The 18,095-nt window shown below is 56.6% G+C and carries 17 protein-coding genes; 7 read left to right on the forward strand and 10 right to left on the reverse strand.

Features of this window, described 5'->3' with window-relative positions:
• Positions 1 to 130 precede the first annotated feature (130 nt).
• Genes VEG30_01745 through VEG30_01760 form a run of 4 tightly spaced genes read right to left on the reverse strand, consistent with a single transcriptional unit; the run spans position 131 to position 4,995 of the window.
• Positions 131 to 2,725 (reverse strand): PilX N-terminal domain-containing pilus assembly protein, encoded by a 2,595-nt coding sequence (locus tag VEG30_01745; GenBank protein HXZ78620.1) that lies wholly within the window; start codon positions 2,723 to 2,725, stop codon positions 131 to 133.
• Positions 2,726 to 2,756: 31 nt separating this feature from the next.
• Entirely contained in the window at positions 2,757 to 3,866 is a 1,110-nt protein-coding gene (locus VEG30_01750) for a prepilin-type N-terminal cleavage/methylation domain-containing protein (protein ID HXZ78621.1), read from the reverse strand.
• A gap of 11 nt (positions 3,867 to 3,877) precedes the next feature.
• Positions 3,878 to 4,417, reverse strand: coding sequence for a hypothetical protein (locus VEG30_01755; GenBank protein HXZ78622.1), 540 nt, complete (start codon positions 4,415 to 4,417; stop codon positions 3,878 to 3,880).
• Positions 4,408 to 4,995 carry a prepilin-type N-terminal cleavage/methylation domain-containing protein gene (locus VEG30_01760; GenBank protein ID HXZ78623.1) on the reverse strand — a complete coding sequence of 196 codons (588 nt, stop codon included), beginning with the start codon at positions 4,993 to 4,995 and terminating at the stop codon, positions 4,408 to 4,410. The genes VEG30_01755 and VEG30_01760 overlap by 10 nt, the downstream gene beginning before the upstream one ends.
• 706 nt (positions 4,996 to 5,701) lie before the next feature.
• On the opposite strand from VEG30_01760, the gene VEG30_01765 reads away from it, so the two are divergent.
• From VEG30_01765 to nrfD, 3 genes are read left to right on the forward strand one after another with little or no spacing between them, the layout of a single operon-like run.
• Positions 5,702 to 6,370 (forward strand): glycine cleavage system protein H, encoded by a 669-nt coding sequence (locus VEG30_01765; protein HXZ78624.1) that lies wholly within the window; start codon positions 5,702 to 5,704, stop codon positions 6,368 to 6,370.
• Between the two features lie 22 nt (positions 6,371 to 6,392).
• Positions 6,393 to 7,136 carry a 4Fe-4S dicluster domain-containing protein gene (locus tag VEG30_01770; GenBank protein HXZ78625.1) on the forward strand — a complete coding sequence of 248 codons (744 nt, stop codon included), beginning with the start codon at positions 6,393 to 6,395 and terminating at the stop codon, positions 7,134 to 7,136.
• Between the two features lie 3 nt (positions 7,137 to 7,139).
• Positions 7,140 to 8,312 (forward strand): NrfD/PsrC family molybdoenzyme membrane anchor subunit, encoded by a 1,173-nt coding sequence (nrfD, locus tag VEG30_01775; GenBank protein HXZ78626.1) that lies wholly within the window; start codon positions 7,140 to 7,142, stop codon positions 8,310 to 8,312.
• Between the two features lie 83 nt (positions 8,313 to 8,395).
• Here the strand turns inward: nrfD and VEG30_01780 are convergent, their stop codons facing one another.
• Positions 8,396 to 9,112 (reverse strand): Crp/Fnr family transcriptional regulator, encoded by a 717-nt coding sequence (locus VEG30_01780; protein ID HXZ78627.1) that lies wholly within the window; start codon positions 9,110 to 9,112, stop codon positions 8,396 to 8,398.
• Positions 9,113 to 9,399: 287 nt separating this feature from the next.
• Between VEG30_01780 and VEG30_01785 the strand changes: the two genes are divergently transcribed.
• Positions 9,400 to 10,923, forward strand: a complete 1,524-nt coding sequence (locus tag VEG30_01785) for a Ppx/GppA phosphatase family protein (GenBank protein ID HXZ78628.1) — start codon at positions 9,400 to 9,402, stop codon at positions 10,921 to 10,923.
• On the opposite strand, the gene sixA is transcribed toward VEG30_01785, so the two are convergent.
• Positions 10,875 to 11,405, reverse strand: a complete 531-nt coding sequence (gene sixA / locus VEG30_01790; GenBank protein ID HXZ78629.1) for a phosphohistidine phosphatase SixA — start codon at positions 11,403 to 11,405, stop codon at positions 10,875 to 10,877. The two genes, VEG30_01785 and sixA, sit on opposite strands and share 49 nt — an antisense overlap.
• Before the next feature lie 201 nt (positions 11,406 to 11,606).
• Here sixA and VEG30_01795 point away from each other — a divergent pair, with 201 nt between their 5' ends.
• Positions 11,607 to 12,929, forward strand: a complete 1,323-nt coding sequence (locus VEG30_01795) for an aspartate aminotransferase family protein (protein HXZ78630.1) — start codon at positions 11,607 to 11,609, stop codon at positions 12,927 to 12,929.
• Between the two features lie 133 nt (positions 12,930 to 13,062).
• On the opposite strand, the gene VEG30_01800 is transcribed toward VEG30_01795, so the two are convergent.
• A complete protein-coding gene (locus tag VEG30_01800) occupies positions 13,063 to 13,314 on the reverse strand; it encodes a ferredoxin family protein (GenBank protein HXZ78631.1) in 252 nt (83 codons plus the stop codon).
• A 362-nt stretch (positions 13,315 to 13,676) separates the two neighbouring features.
• On the opposite strand from VEG30_01800, the gene aroF reads away from it, so the two are divergent.
• A complete protein-coding gene (gene aroF, locus VEG30_01805) occupies positions 13,677 to 14,753 on the forward strand; it encodes a 3-deoxy-7-phosphoheptulonate synthase (protein HXZ78632.1) in 1,077 nt (358 codons plus the stop codon).
• A 13-nt stretch (positions 14,754 to 14,766) separates the two neighbouring features.
• Here the strand turns inward: aroF and VEG30_01810 are convergent, their stop codons facing one another.
• Genes VEG30_01810 through VEG30_01820 form a run of 3 tightly spaced genes read right to left on the reverse strand, consistent with a single transcriptional unit; the run spans position 14,767 to position 17,247 of the window.
• Positions 14,767 to 15,246: a hypothetical protein gene (locus VEG30_01810; protein ID HXZ78633.1), complete on the reverse strand. Its 480-nt coding sequence runs from the start codon at positions 15,244 to 15,246 to the stop codon at positions 14,767 to 14,769.
• A 58-nt stretch (positions 15,247 to 15,304) separates the two neighbouring features.
• A complete protein-coding gene (locus VEG30_01815) occupies positions 15,305 to 16,093 on the reverse strand; it encodes a LytTR family DNA-binding domain-containing protein (protein HXZ78634.1) in 789 nt (262 codons plus the stop codon).
• The gene (locus VEG30_01820) at positions 16,090 to 17,247 is read right to left on the reverse strand and encodes a histidine kinase (protein HXZ78635.1); all 1,158 of its coding nucleotides are present in this window, start codon (positions 17,245 to 17,247) and stop codon (positions 16,090 to 16,092) included. The genes VEG30_01815 and VEG30_01820 overlap by 4 nt, the downstream gene beginning before the upstream one ends.
• A 221-nt stretch (positions 17,248 to 17,468) precedes the next feature.
• On the opposite strand from VEG30_01820, the gene VEG30_01825 reads away from it, so the two are divergent.
• Positions 17,469 to 18,002, forward strand: coding sequence for a cytochrome P460 family protein (locus tag VEG30_01825; protein HXZ78636.1), 534 nt, complete (start codon positions 17,469 to 17,471; stop codon positions 18,000 to 18,002).
• The last annotated feature ends 93 nt before the right edge of the window (positions 18,003 to 18,095 follow it).

Raw genomic sequence — 18,095 nt, forward strand, 5'->3', positions numbered from 1 at the left:
CGTTTCTCTTGTCATCACGAGTCCGCCGCAGGCGGACGAGGGATCTGCAGTTTGTCTTCGAACTTCCCGATTGCCCGATGAAAAAGGCGCCGGAGACCGGCGCCTTTGCTTTGTTGGGTTGTGAGTTGACCTACTGTGGACGGAAGTCCTGTGCGTAACCAAGATTGTCGATATCCTCGAATCGCGGTGTTCCCGGCGGCAACTTCGCAGGATCGAGGAACTCGGTATCGAACGAGTAGTTGCGGTTGGGGGCTCCGTACACCCTCAAGCAACACTTGAACGTGCCCACGCCCTGCCGCGAGTAGTAGAAGCTGATCAAGGAGCCCATGTAGTTTGAGTCTATGCCGCCCCAGTTCTCGACGTAACGCAGGAAATTGTGCACCCCGCCGTCGGTTCCGAAGTCGTCAAAATTGCTGCCGCAACACGCAGGCGCCCATGCCGGATGAGGGAATGGGACGTTCTTCCCGGCGGCAATTGCCAGGCGGAAATAGGTCCGGGCCGCGCCGCGATTGCCCAACTGAGTGGGCTGCTGCAGACTCCGTAAATCCGTATAGTTCAGGGACAGTAGAGTCACGGCATCTGCAATCACGCCCGATGCAACGTGAACGGCGCCGAAACCGCTCGCCGTATTAGAGTTCCAGTTACCCTGCACGTACACTGGGTTTTCACTTGCAACGGTGACTCCGCCGCCGCTGCCGGTGCTAGGCAGATGGCTGGAACTTCCGTTCACGAGTTTCAGGGCATGGCGAGCACCGGTCACGCGATTGGCTTGTCCGGTGGTGTCGCAGCTGGCGATACGAGTGGTAGGGTTATTGGCCGCCGCTCCAGCCACCCCGAAACCTGTTCCTTCGCCATTGGCGCCCACGTTGTAAAACACACCGTCGCCACGAATATCTTCGCCGGCATCCAGCACCCCATTGGGCGCTCCCGCAGCATCGTTAGGATTTACCACGTCCTGATAGTTGTATTCGCCATTCAGCGTGCTCTGGGTGCCATCGGTACCGACGGCACTGCGGCGATCGGAGAAATAGACTACGTAACCGTTCTGAGTGGTGGACTCGACATTAGCCCCATTCTTGCCTGCCATCCCCGCACCGCCGGCAAGCCAGATGCGCAGATTATCCATGTTCAACTCGACCACATTCATTATCCCGCCGATGGCGCAACTGGTATTTCCATTTGCCAATGGGTTGGCATCCCGGATTTCACCTTCACGCGGGTCATATAGATTGATCGGGAAGTACTTGTAATGATTGTTGGTTTCACCGTTGAGGTAAGCGACGGTCGGAATCATCTGGAAATGCAGAATGGCATGAACGTGCACAGTGTTGGCAACCCCCGCCTCCGCATTAGGCACGGCGCTCCCCTGCCGCGCAAATCCCTCATTCAGCCACTCCCCGGTCACGTTATTCCAATTTCCCAAAGCGTCGTGATATTCCACCCGCAACCAGCCGGTGACCAGAGGCCAATCATTAGCGGCGCAATACGCCGCGGCTCCGTTGGGATTCACCCACGCGGGCGCAACATAGGCAGGCGGTCCCGCCGGCTTTAGACAAGTCGTGGTGTTGTAAAGGATTCCGCGGGCAAAGTACTGGTTGGCGCCCACGCCATCCACGGTGTAATTCGTGCCGGCCGCCAGATTGACGTCTCCCGCCTGGGCTCCGCCCGGCAGATTCGCCTGCACATCATCCAGCAGAATGCGGACCTGGGCCTCGTTATACAGGCGCGAGTCATAGGCCGGGCTGGAAGAAGTTTCTCCCCCAGGAGGCCGCCGCACAATCTCGAAAGTATCAGGCACACCCGCGGAGACGAATGGCAACTTCAGCGTCTTGGCGCCAGTGACGCCGTTCTGCAGCATCAGGTTGTAGAAGGTGCCGGAGATCTTCGTCCAGGAGTTGGGGCTGGTAGTCGCAGCGCTGCCCGGACCCGCTACCACACTGCCCTCGTTCTCGCCCAGCCCGCGGCAGTGTGGTTTAGACCCATCGCAGCCCGCAGCCTGGGTGGGAACACTGACGGCGGCGTTGCGACTAGTGGCATCCAGACCATTGACCAGCACCGCGCGCACCACATCTTTCACCGCTTGCACCTTGGCGTGAAACGTCAAGCCTCCGGAGGACGCCAAAAAGAGATTCCCGTTGGTAAAGACTCTCCCGTTAAAGTCAAAAGCGGGACCAGGGAAGAAACTCAAATCGCTGTCGGAAAAAATACCAAATTGGAATACGGGAATCAGCGCCACTTCGACGTTGCGCAGCATGCGAACCTGCGCACCCGAGGGCCGCTGAGCCACCGCTTGCAGCTGAATGCTCACCAGCTGCGCGTAAAGCCCGGTATTCGACCCCGAACTGATGTTCTGCGTGGTGGAGGCCGGCATGGCGGGATTCAGCGCGTCGGCAGCCATCACATACTGGTAGGTTCCACTAGGATAGCTGATATTGCTCAAGTTGGGCTGGTTCGCAGCCGTCTGCAGTGCTTGAATCTGGGCGATAGTTGGGGACTTCTGCGTCTGATAGAGCCCGCCAAGATCGGCGGTCATCTTTTCCATGGCTGCTTCTGCGCCGTAGAAAGCCAGGTTGCGCTCTTCGTCATTGGCGCTGACGGACTTTTCCGTGCCCACCGAATAGACCACGGCTACCGCGACCGCCGACACGATGATCATCAGCAGAATTGCGGCAACTAGCGCGAACCCTGCCTGCTTACGAGTGGACGCTATTGCTTTTTGCACCATACCTTGTGTTCCCCTTCTTGCCTGTCAGACCTCAGTGATATCGATCTTTGAAAGATAAGTCCCGCGGGCTGACCGAACCCGTCACCTGCACCACGTCGAAATTGCTTCCCTTGATCGGCTGCGGGGAGCGAATCTGCAGCGTGATCGTGATCTTGCGGATCTGCGTTGAATCGGTCACGCTTCCCCCGTTCAGCTGCGTTTGCAGAGTCGAGGTGGAATCGTTAAAGGTGTCATACGTAATCTGGAAATTTTGCACATAGTCCGCCACCGGTACCGCCGCCTGGCCATTCACCTGCCGCATCAGTACCGGGATATCGTCTGCTGTTCCCGAGACGCCGTCCGGGCCCGGCATATTCTGAATGAAATAGGTCACCACCCTGATGCGTTTGGCAGAAGTGGGATTGGGATAGACACCCGTCTTGTTTCCGAGGCTATCGACGTTCTGCAGCCAGGAGATGTTTCCCGCGGGTGCTGAGGTCTGGTTGACGTGCAAGGGATCGCTGGTTCCCGAGGAAAGACTCAGGACTCCTCCACCACCTACTGTAGTCACATAGCCGACGGCATATCCATTGCTGTTGTAAACCATCATGATGTCGCCGACCGCGGAGCCGTAAACCGAATCGTTGTATTTGCGCAACACGCCATTAGGGTCTGCAAAATTGGCGGTGCTGACGGTGATCGAACTGCCGTCGCTGGCGGGGGTCACCGCTTGTGCGGTGGGCGGCCAGGTGGGATCGTTATAGGCCACCGTGATGGTATCTGTAGTCCCATTGGTGGCTTTGCTGTCCCCCGGGTTCACCGGTGCCATCACATTGTTGGGATAGGTATTGCTTCCCGCGACGCAGCCGCTGCAACCAAACAGCGTGGAAGTTCCAGTTCCCGACGGCAGAGGAACTCCGGCTTGCGGGAAGCTATTCGCCGCCTGTCCCAGGTCGCGTAGCACGACGTTCAGTGCCGCGCGTGCGCTCTGTTGGCTGTTGGAACGGGTCACGCTGAACTGGCCAGCATCCGTGGCATTCTTGAATGCCATGAAGGCGACGCCGACCACGATGGTGCCCACTGCCAGCGCAATGGTACCCTCGATGAGTGTGAAACCCCGTTGCCTTTGGTCTCTGCCCGTATTGTTAAGCTTGAAACTCATCTTCATTCTTCCTACCGGTAGGTCGAGATGTAACTCTGTTGCGAGTAGGTGCGTGTTCTGTTCCCCGTCTGATATTGGATGGTTACGGTGACTGCGCGCACATTGCCGTCCACGGTGACGCCGTCGGAAAGGTAGACCGGCGCGAACGCTATCGAGCGCTGAAAATTGCTTAGCGGCTGCCCATTGGGCCCGATCTCTATGCTGGAAAGATCGTCGGAGGTGTTGGGAAGCCCGTCCGGTCCGTAGTCGTTCATGGACTGCAAACCGTCCAGGAACATACCGTTGGTGGCATCCTGAGAAACATTCTGGAAGCGGATGAATGCCACTTGTGCAGTGTTGCGCGCGGAATAGATGGACTCAATCATCCTCTGCGCTTCCGCCCGCGCGATCGATTCTTCCTGAGCCAACTGGGCGGTTGCCACGGCTTGCGAGAACACGGCCAGGAGCGTGAGCAAGCCCACCGCCGTGATCAAGGTGGCAAAGATTACTTCCAGCAGCGTGAATCCTGAACTTGTTGTCTTCCCGTCTGTCTTCTTGATTTTTATTGCCATGAGATCCCCGATCCGCTTCCCGCAATGCGATAGGTCTTCACTCGGCCAGTGGCGCCGTACAGTGTCACCGCCCTGGAGGTATTCAGATAGGAAGGATTCGCAACGTAGACAATTCCATTATTCAGGTTCCCGTTCACATCGACAGCCGTGCCGTCCGGCTGAAAGTAAATTTCATTTGCCACCCCACCCGTAACGCCCAGATCGAAATCAATGGCGATTATCCCGTCTCCAAAACCGTCTGGCAGCTTGTTAAAGGTCTTGGGAAATTGAGACAAGGTGGTGAATTGCATGTCGGTTGGAATCTGTACCGTGCTCACGGTCGTAGTCACTCCGCCAGCGATACGGTCCGTCTGAATCGTGCGTGGGGCGGTGAAGGTTAGGTGATACGTCGCCCGGTCCGCCACCGCCAGATCATGTCCGTTACGCAACGCGTTCTGTGTCATCTGCGCCGCAGTGTCAGCGTGGGCATTGCGCACTGCAGGGGGAAACTGAATCATGGCGAAGGTCAGGCCGACGAAGGCGATTGCCAGTACGACCATCATTTCCACCAAACTGAAGCCGGTTTGCCGAGGCCGCACACTTCCCTCCTGCGGGTATAGGCCACCCTGGACCGCTCCCGGTGGCTAGACCACAAATCTGCGTCTTCACTGCCAAGATTTCAACGCGAATTGCGTATCGCCTCGTTACCAGGGTGTGGGATGGAAAAGGGACCTAAGGGCAACTCGCCAGGTCATACCCCAGAAACGAAATCTCTTGGAAGGACAAAGCCATTTGCGTTCAATGACTAAGAGGAAAATCTCAAGGAGGCAATTGGCATGCCAATTGTCGGTAATCCAAGGATAGCGATTACCCAACGCTTGTAGGCCTCTCCCTCGCTCCGGCATAGTTTAGTAATGGTTACGCATGATTACGGTGGCCAACCCAGGGTGAACTGACCAACGTGTGATTCCTTCACTGGCTTGACCGAGTAATCGGAGATCATGGACTCCTCTCTCAAATAGCCTTCCTGAAAAGCCGAGGCCGAGAATCATTCCGGCCGTGTCGAATGTATCTGCCTGCGGTGTCTAGGGTCACAGTAAAGGCCGGTGATGTTCGTCACATCCGGAACTCTTTGCAGCGCTGCGATACGCTAATCACACTTGCAAAATGCAGCGGTAAGTTCCCTTCTATTTCTCAAACTCTTAACTAACTTCTCTGTTTTCAGCAGCACCTCCTTGGGAGTGAGTTTTGTCCCATGCGTGCATTTCGAATGGATGAATACGGTTGCGGAAACATGGAGGACTTATGTCCATTCTCTTCGTATTGCTCACGTTCCTGGTGATCATGACCGTTACTTATTTCACGCGCAGAGGGATTCAACCCACGGTGACCGCACACCGGTCCAAGGAACTCGAGGTGGCTGCCTCACCCGTATTGATCAAAGAGGGTGGCTTCGAGATTCCCAAGGGCTACTGCTTCCATCCGGGTCACACTTGGGTCTATGACGAAGGACGTCAGAATGCCCGTGTTGGAATCGACAGTTTTGCCGCTAATTTGTTCGGCAAACTTGACGGGGTTGAGATAGCAGGCATGAATCGCTGGGTCCGCCAGGGCCAAAAGATCTGCACTCTCACCAGCGGCGAGGTCACAGCCGACCTGCTTTCTCCCATTGAGGGAGTTGTGGTCTCCATCAATCACGAAGTTCAAAAGGACCCGCAATTAATCACCAATGACCCTTACAAAGATGGCTGGCTGTGCGTAATCAAGTCGCCGGAGATGAATGTGAATCTTAAGAATCTCCTGCAGGGCAGCCTGATTTCCAGTTGGCTGCAGAACAGCACGCGCCGTCTGCAGAGCTTTGCAGCGCCGCTGGGAGCCGCTACTGCTGATGGTGGGTTGCCTGTCGCTGGGATTTTGGCCCGGGTTAAACCTGAAACGCGGCAGAAGATGATTCACGAATTCCTGCTGAGCTAGCCCAGGCAAATGAGGAGGCATTATGGACGGCAGAAAAGCACTTCTGATCGACATTACAAAGTGCATTGGATGCCAGGCGTGCGAGAGCACTTGCAAGCAGATCCACGGATTTCCGGCGGAACACGAGCCCAGCCTGACAGCTACCGCGCTGACCGTCGTTCAGGATCACGACGGCAAATTTGTCCGCCGCCTGTGCATGCATTGTGAAGAGCCGGCATGTGCCTCCGCCTGCCTGGTCGGGGCGATCAGGAAGACTGCCTTGGGACCGGTGGTCTATGACGCCGCCAAGTGCATCGGCTGCCGCTATTGCATGCTTGCCTGCCCCAACAGCGTTCCCAAGTACCAGTGGAGCAAACTCGCTCCCTACATGAAGAAATGCGATATGTGCGCTGAGCGACTGGCGGCCGGCAAGATGACGGCTTGCGCCGAGGTCTGCCCGACGGGCGCTACCACCTTCGGAGAGCGTAGCCAGATTCTGCGCGAAGCGCGCCGCCGGCTTCTCGAAGATCCCCATTACGTGCAGAAGATTTACGGCGAGCAGGAATTTGGCGGTGCCTCGGTTTTCTTCATCTCCGACGTGCCGTTTGAGAAATTAGGTTTTGTCGCCCCAAGCCCGGAGCCGCTCCCGTCGGTAACAGCTGCGGCCTTAGGTGAGGTGCCAACAGTAGTGCTGGTCGGAGGCAGTCTGCTCGCAGGACTGTATTGGATCACCCAGCGGCGGCGCGAAGTCGCGTTGGCGGAGCAAAAGGAAAGAGAAAGGAGCTAGACCATGAGGGAAAACAAACCCTTCTTTACGCTCTGGCGGTTCATCACCGCAGCTATCTTTGCCGTTGGTCTGTGGGCGACCTACTTGAGGTTCGGAGTAGGCTGGCGTGCGGCGACCAACCTGAGCGATGCTCAGCCGTGGGGAATCTGGGTAGGTCTGGCTACGCTCTGCGGCGTCGGCTTATCGGCTGGTGGATTTGCCACTGCAGCCATCGTTTATCTGCTGGGCATGGAACGCTACCGTCCGGTCGTGCGCACATCCATTATGATCGCCTTCCTCGGATATCTTTCCGTGTGCCTGGGCTATGCCTATGAACTGGGATTGCCCTGGAGATTCTGGCACCCCATCGTCTATTGGAATCGAAAATCGGTGCTGTTTGAGGTCTCCTGGTGCATCATGCTCTACACGACGGTGCTGGCAATTGAGTTTTCACCCGCCCTGGTTGAAAAACTGCGCTGGAAGCGCATTCGCGACGGGTACCTGCATTGGCATCACCGTTTGGTCATCGCCGTCGTCCTGGCAGGAGTATTGCTCTCCTCGCTGCATCAGTCCTTCCTGGGGGGCTTATTTCTGATTACCAAGGGGAAGGAATACCCGTTGTGGTTCAGCACTCATCTGACAACCTTGTTCTATCTGTCAGCAATTCCAGCCGGCCTCGCCATGGTGATCCTGGCACTCTATCTCTCCATGCGCTCTCTGGGTGTGCGCATCGATCCCGGCATTCTCCAGGAAATCAGTGCAGTGATCCCTCCGCTGCTGGCCATCTTTGCCATATTCCGCTTTGTCGATCTGGCGCATGAGGGCGGCTTGCCTTACCTGTTTTTGCGGCGTCCGGAAACTGCTTACTTCTGGCTGGAAATCCTGCTATTTATCCTCGCGCCGCTGGTGCTGTTCAACCTGAATCGCGTGCGCCACACCCCGATGGGTCTCTACTGGGCCAGTGTCGTCACCATCATGGGGTTCATCACCAACCGCATTAATGTTTCGATAACCGCTCTGGAATACAGCACGAAGGCTGGTTACGTTCCTAAGTGGCCGGAAATGGCTATCACCGTGATGCTGGTTACCGCAGCTGTACTGGCGTTTCGCTATTCCGTGCTTTACCTGGACATCCTGCCGAGAACGCGGACGAGCAAAGTCTGGCTCGCCAATGCTGGAGTCGTAGCCAACGCATAGCTCGTCCGCAAGAGTGTGGTCTGATCGCATCGCGGCGAACCTGCTGCGATGCGCTTTTTGTGAGGGCTTACCAGAGGCTGATGCTAGGCACCAATCAGTTTTTCCAGGGCTGGCCGGTCGTGAATTAGTAAGGTTGAACCTTTCAGGGTGGCATAATGCTTCCGCTTAAACTCGGCTAGTAAGCGCGTAACCGTCTCTCTTGAGGTTCCGATAATCTGCGCAATCTCCTCATGCGTTAATCCCAGCTTGGCGCGCGCACCCTCGCGCGTGTTCTCGGCATCGGCGGTAAGCTCGAGGAGGAAACGGGCTAACTTCTCGCCGGCCGAATGTGACAATCCGAGGGAACGAATCAGGTCGTAAGCGCTGTGGCAGTTGTCGCTCAGATGTTGAGCGGCCTGCAGGCAGGCGGCACCGTTTTGTTCGAGAAATTTGAGAAAGTCGTCGCGTTTGACAAAATTGACTTGAGCCGGCTGGATGGTCTCAGCCGTAAGTTCGTACGGGCTGCCTGAAACACAGGCGTGCAAACCCAGAACCTCTCCTGGTTCCACTAGCTTGAGAATGAGAGTCTTGCCCTCCGCGGAATTGACGGACAGCTTTACTCGCCCGCGGCACAGCATGTAAATGCCGCGCGGAGACTGGCCCTCTATAAACAGAACTGCGCCACGTGGATATGCGGTAGGAAATTTGATCTTTTCGAAGGCCTCAAGTACCTCACGGGGAAGCGCACAGAAGAAGTTGTCACTCCTAAGCTTGCAAATCAGGCAGTTTTCAACCAGTTGTAAACCGTAAGGAGCACCCACGGCTTCCTCCATCCCCCTTGGCCAGTCCAATCGCGCAAACACTACCTGTCAGGAGCTGATGTGCGGCTTAAGAATACCACTTTGTCGAGCAAGGGTGATCCGACGACCTCAGCCTGGCGGTAACTCTAGAACAGGTTGCAAAACTCGGCCCTCTACCTTATGGTGTACCTCCCTCTGCTGGAACACGAGCGCCTCAATCATTCGATCGGCTCAGAACTAAAGCTATGCGAGCGCTGGACCGGAATTGATAAGACATGCTAGCCGTATGAGTGCCCCCGGACTCGGACATGCCCACGTTTGCCGCTGTTGATATCGGAGCGAATTCCGTTCGCCTGAAGATTGCTCGTCTAACCGGACGCAAGCTCGAAGTCCTGCATGAAGATCGCGAGGTAACCCGGCTTGGTGCCCCGGTGTTTCGCTCCGGCCTGCTTTCGCCGCAGGCCATGGCCAACACCATAAAGGTACTGCAGCGATTCCATCGTGCTACTCAAGACCACGGGGCGGAGTTGGTGCGCGTAGTGAGCACCAGCCCGCTGCGGGATGCACGCAACGCTTCGGCCTTCATCGACTGGGTGCGGTCGGCTACAGGATGGCGGGTAGAAGTCATTTCTGGGCTTGAAGAAGGGCGTCTGATCCACTTGGGGGTGGTCTCAAACCTGCGTGTCGGCCGTGGGAATCTCTTGCTCATCGATTTGGGCGGCGGCAGTTGTGAGCTGACTACCTCCCGCGAAGGTCAGATCGAGCGAATGTTCAGCCTTCCATTGGGAGCGGTACGGCTGACACAGGAATTTCTGCCCCATGATCCACCCAAGAAGAAAGAACTGGAGCGGCTGCAGGAATATATTCAGCGAGAGATCAGCCGCATTGAGAGGAAGGTTCTGGACCATCGAACCCGAGTCTGTATTGCCACCTCCGGGACGGCAGCCGCACTCGCCGGCCTGTATTCGGCCACTCATTCCAAGGAGCAGAACTCGAATCTCGTGCCACGCTCGGGGGTAATTCGTCTAACCACAACCCTGGCTGGCTACGATCTCCAGCAACGCACTGCTCTGAGAGGAATTGGTCCCAGGCGCGCGGAGATTATCGTTGCTGGAACGATGGTGTTTTCCGAGCTGTTGACTCGCCTGAAGCTTCCCGGCTTTCGATATTCCGAGTTGGGCCTCAGGGACGGGCTGCTCGATCAAATGGTCGCCGACTACGACGCCGGCACGCGCTACCGCAAACAGGTTGAGTCAGAGCGGCAGAGTGCTTTGCTGGCGGCGGCCAGACACTTTGGCGTGGACTTGCAGTTCGCCGCTCGTGTGAAGAGGCTGGCCATCATGCTTTTCCACGGCATGAGGAAGGTCCACCGTCTGCCTGCCGAATATGAAGAGTGGCTGGCAGCTGCCTGCATGCTGCAAGAAGTGGGGTCGTTTATCAATCGAGCGGGCCGGCATCGACATACCTATTACATCATCGCGAACTCTGAGATTTTCGGCTTCACCATCCAGCAACGGCGTATCATCGCGGCCGTTGCCCGCTACATCGGGAAGTCCCGACCCACGCCTGGGGACCGGATCGTCCGGATGGTGGGATTTGGCGACCGCGACCAGATTGCGAAAGCGGTTATGCTATTGCGTCTGGCCCGTGCACTCGACCAATCCCGCCGCGGGGCAGTACAAAACCTGAGGGTTCGCGTACAGTCGGACCGTGTAATCCTTAAGCTGTCAACCAGGCGATCCGGTGCGGATCTCGAATTGTGGGCACTGGAAAAAGAGCGCAACTATTTCCGCGATGTCTTCGGCCGCGAACTGGTTCCCATGCTTTCCTGAATCTTGCGAACCAACTTGGGCGTGAGGCACCAGTTCAGCAGCGGAGCTCCCCTGCCTTCCAGCTCTACTCTCGCCAGTCCGCCTTTCTTCAGATAAATCGATGTGTCGGCGGATCCGTCCGAGATTAGAAGGCTTAAGAATTCGCTGAGATTGGGATTATGTCCGACCACCATCAGAGACTCGGCCTTGGCGTGGCGGCGAAGTAGCTGACGGAAACTGTCATAGGTGGCTTCCGGCCGCAGAGCTTCGTCGGTTTGTATCTGGTCCTTGAATTTGATCTCTCGAGCAACCAGCGTAGCGGTCTGCAGTGCGCGCTCCAGGGGACTCGTGATGATTCTGTCGAACTCAGCTCCAAGCGAGATCAGCATCCGCCCTACCAGCCCGCATTGCTCGATCCCATCATTGTCCAGCGGCCGCTTGTCGTCGTCCGCGGTGAGTTGCCTTTGGCCCGCACTTGCGTGACGCAAGAAGTACAAGATCATGACCGATGCCTTTCCAGAAAATTGCCCTCGTCATTCATCATTCTAAATGGTGCTTGTACCCTCCCGGGAAAACACAGACTGCCGCTTTCAACGCAATGGATGCCGACTTCCGCTGACAGGAGTACGATATTGGCTTCCGGCGGGCAGCCTTTTCTTCCACACTCCCAGGTCCGGGGAAACCCGCGGGGCGAGAGGGAATAAATGACGAAGGAAGAGATCATCCGTAAGTACAGGAAGTATCTGTTTTCATCCGTTACAACTTACTACTCCGATCCTCTGGTCACCGATCACGCCAAAATGCAGCACGTGTGGGATGTCGATGGAAACCAGTATCTGGATTTTTTCGGCGGCATCGTCACCATCTCTGTGGGCCACTGCAATCCCCGTGTCACCTCTAAGGTGAAGGAGCAGGTAGACAAGCTTCAGCACGGTTCCACGCTGTTTCCCAACGAGACGATCGTCGCGATTGCCGAGAAGTTGGCCAGTATCACCCCGGGGGAAATCTCCAAGACGTATTTCACCAACAGCGGTACAGAAGCCAATGAAACTGCGATCCAGCTGGCGCGCGTCTCGACTGGCCACTACGAGATCGTAGCCCTCCGGCACGGATACAGCGGCCGCTCTCAACTGGCGCAATCGCTCACCGGCCAGTACACCTGGCGCAAGTCGCTACCCACGGGTTTCGGTGTGGTGCATGCCCTCAATCCTTACTGCTATCGCTGCCCCCTCGGACTCAAATACCCAGATTGCGGCGTGGCTTGCGCCAATGATGTGGAGAATCTGATCCAGACCTCAACCTCGGGACGCATCGCTGCTTTCATCGCAGAACCGATTCAGGGTCTTGGCGGCTTCATTACGCCGCCCCCGGAGTATTTCAAGATTGTCTTCAACATGGTGAAGAAATATGACGGCTTATTCATCGCGGATGAGGTTCAAACCGCGTGGGGCCGCACCGGAAAAAAATGGTTTGGTATTGAGCACTGGCAAGTCGTGCCCGACATGATTACCAGCGCTAAGGGGCTGGCCAATGGCGCTCCTGTTGGCGTCACAATGACCACGGAGAAAATCGCTGAAGGCTTCCAGGGGCTCCAGATCTCAACCTTTGGCGGCAATCCCGTCAGCTGCGTGGCAGCCAAAGCCACCATCGATCTCATTGAGGAAGACCACCTGATGGACAATGCAGAGACTGTCGGGAATTATTTCCGCCAAGGACTGGAATCACTAAAATCGAAGCATCCGTTCATCGGGGATGTTCGTGGAATGGGCCTTTTGCAGGCCATCGAACTGGTCAAGGATGGTTCCACCAAAGAACCCGCCCCACAAGAGACCAATCGTCTGATGGAGGAAGCGCGAAAACGGGGATTGCTGATCGGCAAGGGCGGCCTCTATGCAAACGTGATCCGCATGTCACCCCCTCTGAACATCAGCAAGGCGGATGTGGATGAGGCGATTCGTATTCTCGATGAGTCCTTGGCTGCTGTTAGCGGGGAAGTAAGAGAAGCGGCAGGCGCCAGCGTTAGATAACCGTGCGTGAGTCTACAAGCGACCCGCCAGATCATGGCCTCGGAAACCGGTAAGCGCCGCGGCTTCCCCGCACCGGAAAGCGCTAGGCACTAAGCACGCGAGGACTTGGTCACAACATAGAGGCTGCACTTGCTCAGTTGTAGTACGCCGCGTTCTTCTCCACGAATGCCTTTAGCTCCTCAGGCAGCTCATCAGCCGGGTGAATCGAGCTGGAGGTGCAGACCGGTACGCAAGCTCCGCAATCAATGCAGCCGGCAGGATCAACGTATAGCTGGGTGGCAGCTTCGAAGCCGGGCTCGTCCTTTTTGGGGTGGATACAGTCGGTAGGACAAGCCTCGACGCAGAGTTCGTCTTTGATGCAAGCATCAGTTATGACGTAAGCCATGAAAAAGACTCCCTTATTTCATCGATTAAGTAGTCTGAAACTAAAGTAAAGGCCGCTGTCATCAGCGGCGGTGACTGCAATCACAGCTGGGCGTGAGACGGCATCCAGGGACAGGGCCGTTTGACATAGAGGAGGAATCAAGATAAAGTCACCCCACTCGCATGCTTCTGGCGTACCGATATCGATTTACTGGCTCCATTCGCACCTACTTCTTTACGGAAGTAGCGGTGGGAGACGCGGTATCTGCGCCGAGCGGGATGTAATCATCTAGTCGCTTAAGATCCAGATTATCGAAACCGCGAACTCTCCCAAAGTTCGCGGTTTTCGTTTTTGGGGCTGAAGGACGTTGAGGGAGAACTCACATGATCGTCAACATGGCGGAAGGCGCCAGCGAACAACAGATCCAGCACGTAATCGACCGGGTGCAGGAGGCAGGTTACAAAGCCCACGTTACGCGCGGGACCACTCGCACCATTGTGGCCGCAGTCGGCAGCGGAAAACGGCATGAGATTGAGGCGCTCAAGGCCGCTCCCGGCGTGGAAGACGTCGTGCCGATCGCGCAGCCGTTCAAGCTGGTAAGCCGCCAGATCAAGGCGACCCGCACCCTGGTCGATGTCGGCGGCGTTGCCGTAGGCGGCCCAGAACTGGTGGTCATCGCTGGACCTTGCTCGGTGGAGTCGAGGGACCAGATTTTCTCCACTGCCATCGCAGTCAAAAATGCGGGCGCTTCCCTGCTCCGCGGGGGCGCGTACAAGCCTCGGACTTCGCCATATGATTTCCAGGGGTTGGGTGTAGAAGCGCTGAAGCTGCTGGATGAGGTTCGCCGCGAGGTCGGCCTGCCGGTCGTGACCGAGGTGATGAGCACGGAAGATGTGGACATCATCTGCGAGCATGCCGACATGTTGCAGGTGGGCGCTCGAAATATGCAGAATTTCGCCCTGCTGCGCCGCCTGGCGACCACCAACAAACCAATTCTGCTCAAGCGCGGACCGTCGGCGACGATCAAAGAGTGGCTGCTGGCAGCGGAATACTTGTTGAGCGGCGGTAATTCGCAGGTCGTGCTTTGCGAGCGTGGGATCAAGACATTCGAGACCGAGACCCGCAACACCATCGATCTGGCGGCGATTGCCCTGGCGCGCGAGCTGTCGCACCTGCCGGTGGTTGCCGATCCATCGCATGGCACCGGACGGCCGAGCTTGATCTCTCCCGTTTCGCGCGCCGCGCTGGCGCTCGGAGCCGATGGGATCATAGTGGAAGTCCATCCCTGCCCTGAGCGTGCCTTATCGGACGGACCTCAGTCGTTGGATTTCGAAGGATTTCGAAAACTCATGGCAAGCCTGAGCGAGCCACTGAAGGCCGTGCGCCTGCCTGCACAGCCTGGCAATGAGCTTGGATATTCGAACCGCGGCGATCGACCTAGCCTCGCCAGTTTCGACTAGAACCTGTTTGCCCTCAGACCGGGGCGCGGCCAGAAGCAGCTTCTGGATGCCGCATGATTCGCAGTGGCACGCCAACACCGTAAGTCAGGAACTCGCCTGCCGGGCGAACCCGGATAATACTGATTTCCTTCTTCTGCTCGGCGCTCAGTTCCAGACCGCGCAGCAGGGTGCGCGGGATATCCTCCGGGACAGCGTCGATGGCGTGGAGGAGAGCTTCTCCCGCAAAAGTAATTGTGGCGTCTGGAATGTGTACCCACGGGGCTAACAGGATGCGCTTCGGAATCGTCACTGTCAGAGAGACATGCGGGTTCGAGCCAATGTAGCGGGCTTTCCAGGAATTCCGCCAGGTCGTGATGTAAAGCTCGTGCTCGCGAACTAGATACACGATCCCAGCGGTTCGTGCCTCGGCTCGCGGCGTAACGAATCCCAGCACCGCGAACGAATGCTTCTCAACTTCGCGCCAGACCTGCTCGGACGTCAGATTGCCCGGCATGACAGGTCAAGAATACTTGCTGCTCCCTTGTGCCAGCAAGCCGTGCCAGCAGCTCTGACTAGGCGTAATGTTTCGCGCGGGTAGTTATCAGAGAGCGCTGCAAAAAATCCTGAATTCGTTCACGGAAGCTTCGGCTCAGCGATAGCTCCTTACCATTCCGCAGCACCACGATGTACTCCCCATTGTTACAAGGTTGGAGCTCCTTGATTTTCTCCACGTTTACGATAATCGATCGGTGGATGCGCATGAACCGCTCTCTGTCCAGGCGAGCCTCGAATGAGGTCATAGTCTCGCGCATAAGGTACGCTTCCTGCCCGGTGTGAATGCGAACATAATTGGCAGCGGCTTCGACCCAATCTATTTCCTCGCTCTTCAGAAATACCACGCGCCCACCGGACTTGATGACGAGACGATCCGACTCGTTTTGCGGCTTGGCCTCGTGCAGTATGGAGAGCAGTTTCCCCGCCAGTTCTCCACTGCGCGAGTGATCCAGCTGAGTGCGGGCTCGTTGGATGGACTCGTGAAATCTTTCTTCATCAAACGGCTTCAGCAGATAATCCAGAGCGTGCGCATCGAAAGCCCGAATCGCGTAATGATCATAGGCCGTCGTGAATATCACGACGGGAATATCCTGCGGTTCGATTGCTTTCAGAACCGCAAACCCGTCGGCCTCAGGCATCTCCACGTCGAGGAAGAGGACGTCGGGCTTCAGATCCCGGATCGCGGCGATGGCTTCGTTGCCCTCTCCAAATTCCCCAATCACCTCGAAATCTTCCTCTTTCGCCAGAAGGCGGCGAATTCGTTTGCGTGCCAAAGGCTCGTCGTCTGCAATGACAGCTCGGATCATGGTCTGACCTCTGCCGGTATTGGACGCACGGAATCCGGGATCGTTACCTCACTTTCTTGGGGTGATGTCTGTGATTCGCCATGGAACGGCAGCGTAATGCGAATTTCACAACCACCCTGGGCGGGAGTGCGAATCTCAAAAGTATGCATTTCCGGATAAAGCACCTGAAGGCGGCTGCGGGTATTTGCCAACCCCACTCCCCCATTCAACTTGGCCAACTTCTCAGCTTGGATACCGGGACCATTGTCCGCCAAAATGAGGTGCAAAAAGTACCCCGTCCGATGACTGCGAATGGTGATGGTCCCCTTCCCAGCACGCTTCGCGACTCCATGTCTGACGGCGTTCTCCACCAGCGGCTGCAGGAACATGTTGGGAACCCGCGCGTCCAGCGTCTCGGGATCGATATCAAAAAGCACGCTCAAGCGGTCCTGGAAGCGTGTGCGTTCGATCTCCAGGTAACCCTCCAGGAACTCCAGTTCCTGCTTGAGCGGAATTTCCTGGGCGCCTCCGGTCTCTAGCGTCAGGCGCAGCAGTTCGCTCAGCCGAATAATCATCCGGTCAGCAGCCGCCAGGTCCTGGTGCATCAGTTCAGAGACCGAATTCAGAGTGTTGAAGAGGAAATGCGGATGTAGCTGAAACTTAAGCACCTCCAGCTGCGTTCGCGCCAACTTCGTTTCCAGCAGAGAGGCCTTAAGCTCGCGATCCCGGTACTTCTGGTAGTAGGCCCATCCCAAATTCAAAAGCAGAACCACCCAGTACATCCATATGTCGTCGAACCCGTTAGAGTAAAAATAGGCCCGCCAAAGCATGAAACTCACCGGATCGTTAGCCTTGGGATAGACCCAGTGATGAGTCGGCAGGCGAAGCGCTGCGCTGACCGATGCCAGGCCTACACTGAACAACAGATGCAAGCCGATCATGTTGGGCCAGTTGCTGCGCTCGATTCGGAATTTTCGTCCCAGCCAAAGCACGATGGGAGTGAATAGAGCTCCCCAAGTCAGATACTCCACCATGGGGCCGTGAGCAACCTCCCAATACGTAACCTTTTTCCCCCAATCAATTGACATGTGATAGGAGAAGAAAGTTCCGATCGCGCCAATGCTTACCCAGGCAACGACCCCCAAAATCCATTTAGCGAATGTCTTGGGCTGCATCTGGCCTCTTGTCGCGTGAATTTGAACATCAAGTTACAACGAATTGTCGAATACAGAGAATGGCACCGCGGCATTCGTCCCAGTCAGTCCCGCGTTTCGTCCCAATGATATTGCCGGAGTCTGGTAAGAAGGAGAAAATCGCCGACAAATATCGCTTCCCTTCATGGTGGGTGGTCGGCTTTTTCATGATGAGATTTGCCGATTGGCGAAGGAGCAGGCACGTGAAACGTTTTTTCCTCTTTTTCTTCGCAGTTGCCGCAGCGGTTGGAACTGGGTGGGCACAGCCCCGGATTCATTCCTTCCATCCTCAGTTTACAGATCAAAAAGAATTGCTGCTGCCCGACACCTATCGGCAATGGGTCTCTGTCCCGGGAGAGACGCGACCTGACTGCGCTCCATCAGCCACCTTCGCCGCTAGAAAACACTCATTCATCGACCATATTTACATTGAGCCATCTGCTTACAAATATTACCTGGAAAACGGCGATTGGCCCGACAAAGCCGTGATCGTGATGGAAGTCCGCAAACCGCGGCAGGAAAGGTCCACGGCACGCAGCTCGCCTTCTAAGTTGGTGGCATTGGAAGTCGCGGTGAAGGACGAAACCGATTCCGACCATTGGTCATATTTCGCGCATTTTTCCAAGACCTCGGCAGAACTGCCTGAGGCCCAGCCCGAGACCATCCTTGCGCACTCCCATCCCACACTCCGGGCAGTGATCGAAGGCCGCGTGCCGATCATGGACACCTTCTTTTAGCCTGCTCTTATTCCCCGCCAGGCGAGCCCGCGATTTGCTGGCAGACCGAGAGTGCTATCATGGGCGCCCCCCGTGGACTACCGTCCTGCGGGG

Source organism: Terriglobales bacterium (assembly GCA_035624455.1).
Classification (GTDB): Bacteria; Acidobacteriota; Terriglobia; order Terriglobales; family Acidobacteriaceae; genus DASPRM01.

Coding starts and splice junctions, on each gene's coding strand:
- VEG30_01745 (HXZ78620.1), bottom strand. CDS start 2,725: ATGGTGCAAAAAGCAATAGCGTCCACTCGTAAGCAGGCAGGGTTCGCG.
- VEG30_01750 (HXZ78621.1), bottom strand. CDS start 3,866: ATGAGTTTCAAGCTTAACAATACGGGCAGAGACCAAAGGCAACGGGGT.
- VEG30_01755 (HXZ78622.1), bottom strand. CDS start 4,417: ATGGCAATAAAAATCAAGAAGACAGACGGGAAGACAACAAGTTCAGGA.
- VEG30_01765 (HXZ78624.1), top strand. CDS start 5,702: ATGTCCATTCTCTTCGTATTGCTCACGTTCCTGGTGATCATGACCGTT.
- VEG30_01770 (HXZ78625.1), top strand. CDS start 6,393: ATGGACGGCAGAAAAGCACTTCTGATCGACATTACAAAGTGCATTGGA.
- nrfD (HXZ78626.1), top strand. CDS start 7,140: ATGAGGGAAAACAAACCCTTCTTTACGCTCTGGCGGTTCATCACCGCA.
- VEG30_01785 (HXZ78628.1), top strand. CDS start 9,400: ATGCCCACGTTTGCCGCTGTTGATATCGGAGCGAATTCCGTTCGCCTG.
- sixA (HXZ78629.1), bottom strand. CDS start 11,405: ATGATCTTGTACTTCTTGCGTCACGCAAGTGCGGGCCAAAGGCAACTC.
- VEG30_01795 (HXZ78630.1), top strand. CDS start 11,607: ATGACGAAGGAAGAGATCATCCGTAAGTACAGGAAGTATCTGTTTTCA.
- VEG30_01800 (HXZ78631.1), bottom strand. CDS start 13,314: ATGGCTTACGTCATAACTGATGCTTGCATCAAAGACGAACTCTGCGTC.
- aroF (HXZ78632.1), top strand. CDS start 13,677: ATGATCGTCAACATGGCGGAAGGCGCCAGCGAACAACAGATCCAGCAC.
- VEG30_01810 (HXZ78633.1), bottom strand. CDS start 15,246: ATGCCGGGCAATCTGACGTCCGAGCAGGTCTGGCGCGAAGTTGAGAAG.
- VEG30_01815 (HXZ78634.1), bottom strand. CDS start 16,093: ATGATCCGAGCTGTCATTGCAGACGACGAGCCTTTGGCACGCAAACGA.
- VEG30_01820 (HXZ78635.1), bottom strand. CDS start 17,247: ATGCAGCCCAAGACATTCGCTAAATGGATTTTGGGGGTCGTTGCCTGG.